Source organism: Acidiferrobacter sp., assembly GCF_054609335.1.
This window is the reverse complement of sequence record NZ_JBTRWP010000101.1, coordinates 1-2,807: the sequence shown is the minus strand read 5'-3', so window position 1 is coordinate 2,807 and position 2,807 is coordinate 1. Positions and strand designations below refer to the sequence as shown.

The following is a 2,807-nucleotide window of genomic DNA, read 5'->3' as shown; positions in this document are numbered from 1 at the left end:
CCTTTCAATAACCTCCAACGCCGCCGTATGCCGTCATAAGTGGCTTGTTTTAAAAGCTATTATTCGCTAACGTACGCTACGGAAAGGGGTATTTATCTGACTTTTAATCAGGTGGTCGCTGGTTCGAACCCAGCACGGCCCACCATATAAAACAAAGACTTAATAGAAAGTATCCGCTCACATAACACCTTAGCGGGACACTGGCGGGACACTAAGCCGCTAAAAAAGACCACGAACAGCAAAAGCCCGCAATCCGTTCCCCTACCCGAAAAGCCGCCTTCCGTCTGCGCATAAGTACCCGTTTTTGCCCCGCACTGTCCCGTAATTGTCCCGTATAGCATGGGGCACAGGCAGATAACAAATAAAAACAGTGGCTTGTGTTGCAACAACACCGGATTTCATATCCTTTGTTGCCATGTATTGCCGGAAGTGAGAAGATCAGCAAACACGGCAATAAGGGGTAACGGTATGGCGACCATCGAGAAACGCACGACCGCAGAGGGCACGTCCTACCGCGTCAAGATTAGGCTTAGGGGCCAGTCGGTACAGACCGCTACCTTTGCCCGTCTGAGTGATGCGAAACGATGGGGCGAGCAGACGGCAGCGGCCATGCGCGAAGGCCGCCACTTCGCCACCACTGAGGCCAAGCGGCACACGCTGAACGACGCCATAGCGCGATACAAGGCCGAGAATCTGCCGCGCCTGAAAGACGCTGAGGTTCGCGCTGGACAGCTGACATGGTGGGGGCGCGAGCTGGGCGGGTACGTCCTGGCCGACCTCACCCCGGCCCGCATCAGCGAGGCTCGCGAGAAGCTGGCACGCGAGACCATCCAGGGCGGGGGCATACGGTCAGATGCAACGATCAATCGCTACCTGGCGGCCCTGTCCGTCGTTTTGGCGACCTGCGCGAAGTCCTGGGAGTGGCTGGAAATCTCCCCTATGCGTCGCGTCGAGAAGCGGAAGGAACCCAGGGGCCGTGTGCGGTATCTGTCGGACGATGAACGCGAACGCCTGCTAGGGGCGTGCAGGGATCACCCGGATTTGTATGCCGCCGTTATGCTGGCGCTGACAACCGGGGCGCGGCGCATGGAGATCATGAGCTTGTCGTGGGGGCAGGTGGACTTGAGCCGCCGCGTGATCCTTTTGGAGGACACCAAGAACGGCGAGCGTCGTCCATTGCCTATCGTGGGGCCAGCCCTCGACATTCTGCGGGAACGCGCCAAGGTACGCCGTCTCGATACCGACCTTGTGTTTCCAGGCCGCACCCACCCCAAGCAGCCCGTAGACCTGCGCACGCCGTGGGAGACGGCTTTGAGACGCGCCAGTATCGAAAACTTCCACTGGCACGATCTGCGGCACACGACTGCCTCATACCTTGCGATGAACGGGGCCGGACTCCAAGAGATCGCGGCGGTTCTCGGACACAAGACCCTCGCCATGGTGAAACGCTACGCGCACCTGTCCCATGAGCACGTGGCGGGGGTCATGGAGGACATGGCCGGAAAGATATTCGGGGGCTCAAAGTGACCGCCCGAAGCAGGATCAAGAAAGTGCCGACGGTTACGGGTGAGAAAGAAGTGCCGGCCCGGGAGCGGATCAAGAAGGCGGCGGCGATCTTCAACGAGCCAGCGTTCCACGATGCCGTGGCGGCCTGCGGCGGCGACTTCAACAAAACCACCGTTGCGGCCAAGCACGCCTTGATCGACTGGATGTCCCGTGGTCAAAGAGCGGAGATCGAGAAACACCAGGAGCAGGCGCAAGCCCTGCGGGACGGTTATGTCCGTAAACTGCTGTAAATAGCTGACGAGCTTAAGGCGGTTGGTGCCACCGCCTCGATCCGGGTAATTGACGGTGTTCAGAACGTTAATTCAACCAGGAGATCAAGGCAGTGGCAGATCATGAGATTAACGTAGGTCGGGATATGTTGCCAGGATTGCTGAATGGGTCGGAAGGGCTTGCCAAGCGTGTGGAGACGGTCTTAAACCAGGTACTGGAGGCGCAGATGACCGAACACCTGGGTGCCGAGCCGCACGAACGGACGGTAGAGCGCCAGGGCTACCGCAATGGCGTGCGCCCCCGGACCCTGTACACCCGCGTGGGCCCTGTGACCTTACAGGTGCCCCAGACCCGGGATGGGAGCTTCTCGCCGGAGCTCTTCAAGCGCTACCAGCGTAGCGAGCAGGCCTTCGTGCCGGCGTTGATGGAGATGGTGGTGCAGGGCGTCTCGACCCGCAAAGTGACCGAGGTCACCGAGGCCTTGTGTGGCGCCTCTTTCTCGAAATCGACCGTGAGTGCGCTTTGCGCCGGCCTCGATCCCCGGGTGCGGGCCTTCAATGAGCGCCGCCTCACGGCCCATTATCCGTTTGTGCTGGTCGATGCCCTGGTGCTCACGGTCCGCGAAGCCGATCGGGTGGTGTCGAAGGCGGCTCTCATCGCCTCGGGCATCCGCGCCGATGGCGTGCGCGAGATATTGGGTATCCAGATCGGCGACCCTGAGTCCTTTGCCACTTGGGACGACTTCTTCAAGGGCCTCAAGGCCCGCGGCCTGAAAGGCGTCCTCTGGCTCATCTCCGACAGCCATGCCGGTCTTGTGGAGGCCGCCCGCAAGCCGTTCCAGGGGGTCTCTTGGCGGCGCTGCCAGGTCCATCTCATGCGCAACCTCCTGTCACATACCCCGAGCCGCCATCGGGCGGAAGTGGTGGACAACCCCCGTTTGTGGGGGCCACACACGCCAAACGGATCTTTGAGGCCCATGATATCGCCGAGGCCCGTATGCACCTCGCCGCCTTCGTTGCGCGCTTCGAAAA

General features: G+C 60.6%; 3 protein-coding genes and 1 tRNA gene. All 4 read left to right on the top strand.

Annotation, left to right across the window (positions count from 1 at the left end; all coding sequences use genetic code 11):
• The first annotated feature begins 80 nt into the window (after positions 1-80).
• Positions 81-145, top strand: a tRNA-Ser gene (locus ACYCTF_RS14315).
• 323 nt (positions 146-468) lie between these two features.
• Positions 469-1,527: a tyrosine-type recombinase/integrase gene (locus tag ACYCTF_RS14310; RefSeq protein ID WP_461285085.1), complete on the top strand. Its 1,059-nt coding sequence runs from the start codon at positions 469-471 to the stop codon at positions 1,525-1,527.
• The gene (locus tag ACYCTF_RS14305; protein WP_461285084.1) at positions 1,524-1,796 is read left to right on the top strand and encodes a hypothetical protein; all 273 of its coding nucleotides are present in this window, start codon (positions 1,524-1,526) and stop codon (positions 1,794-1,796) included. Before ACYCTF_RS14310 ends, ACYCTF_RS14305 begins: the two co-directional genes overlap by 4 nt.
• Before the next feature lie 92 nt (positions 1,797-1,888).
• Positions 1,889-2,807 (top strand): IS256 family transposase (locus ACYCTF_RS14300; RefSeq protein ID WP_461285083.1); only part of this gene is annotated, 919 nt, incomplete at its 3' end.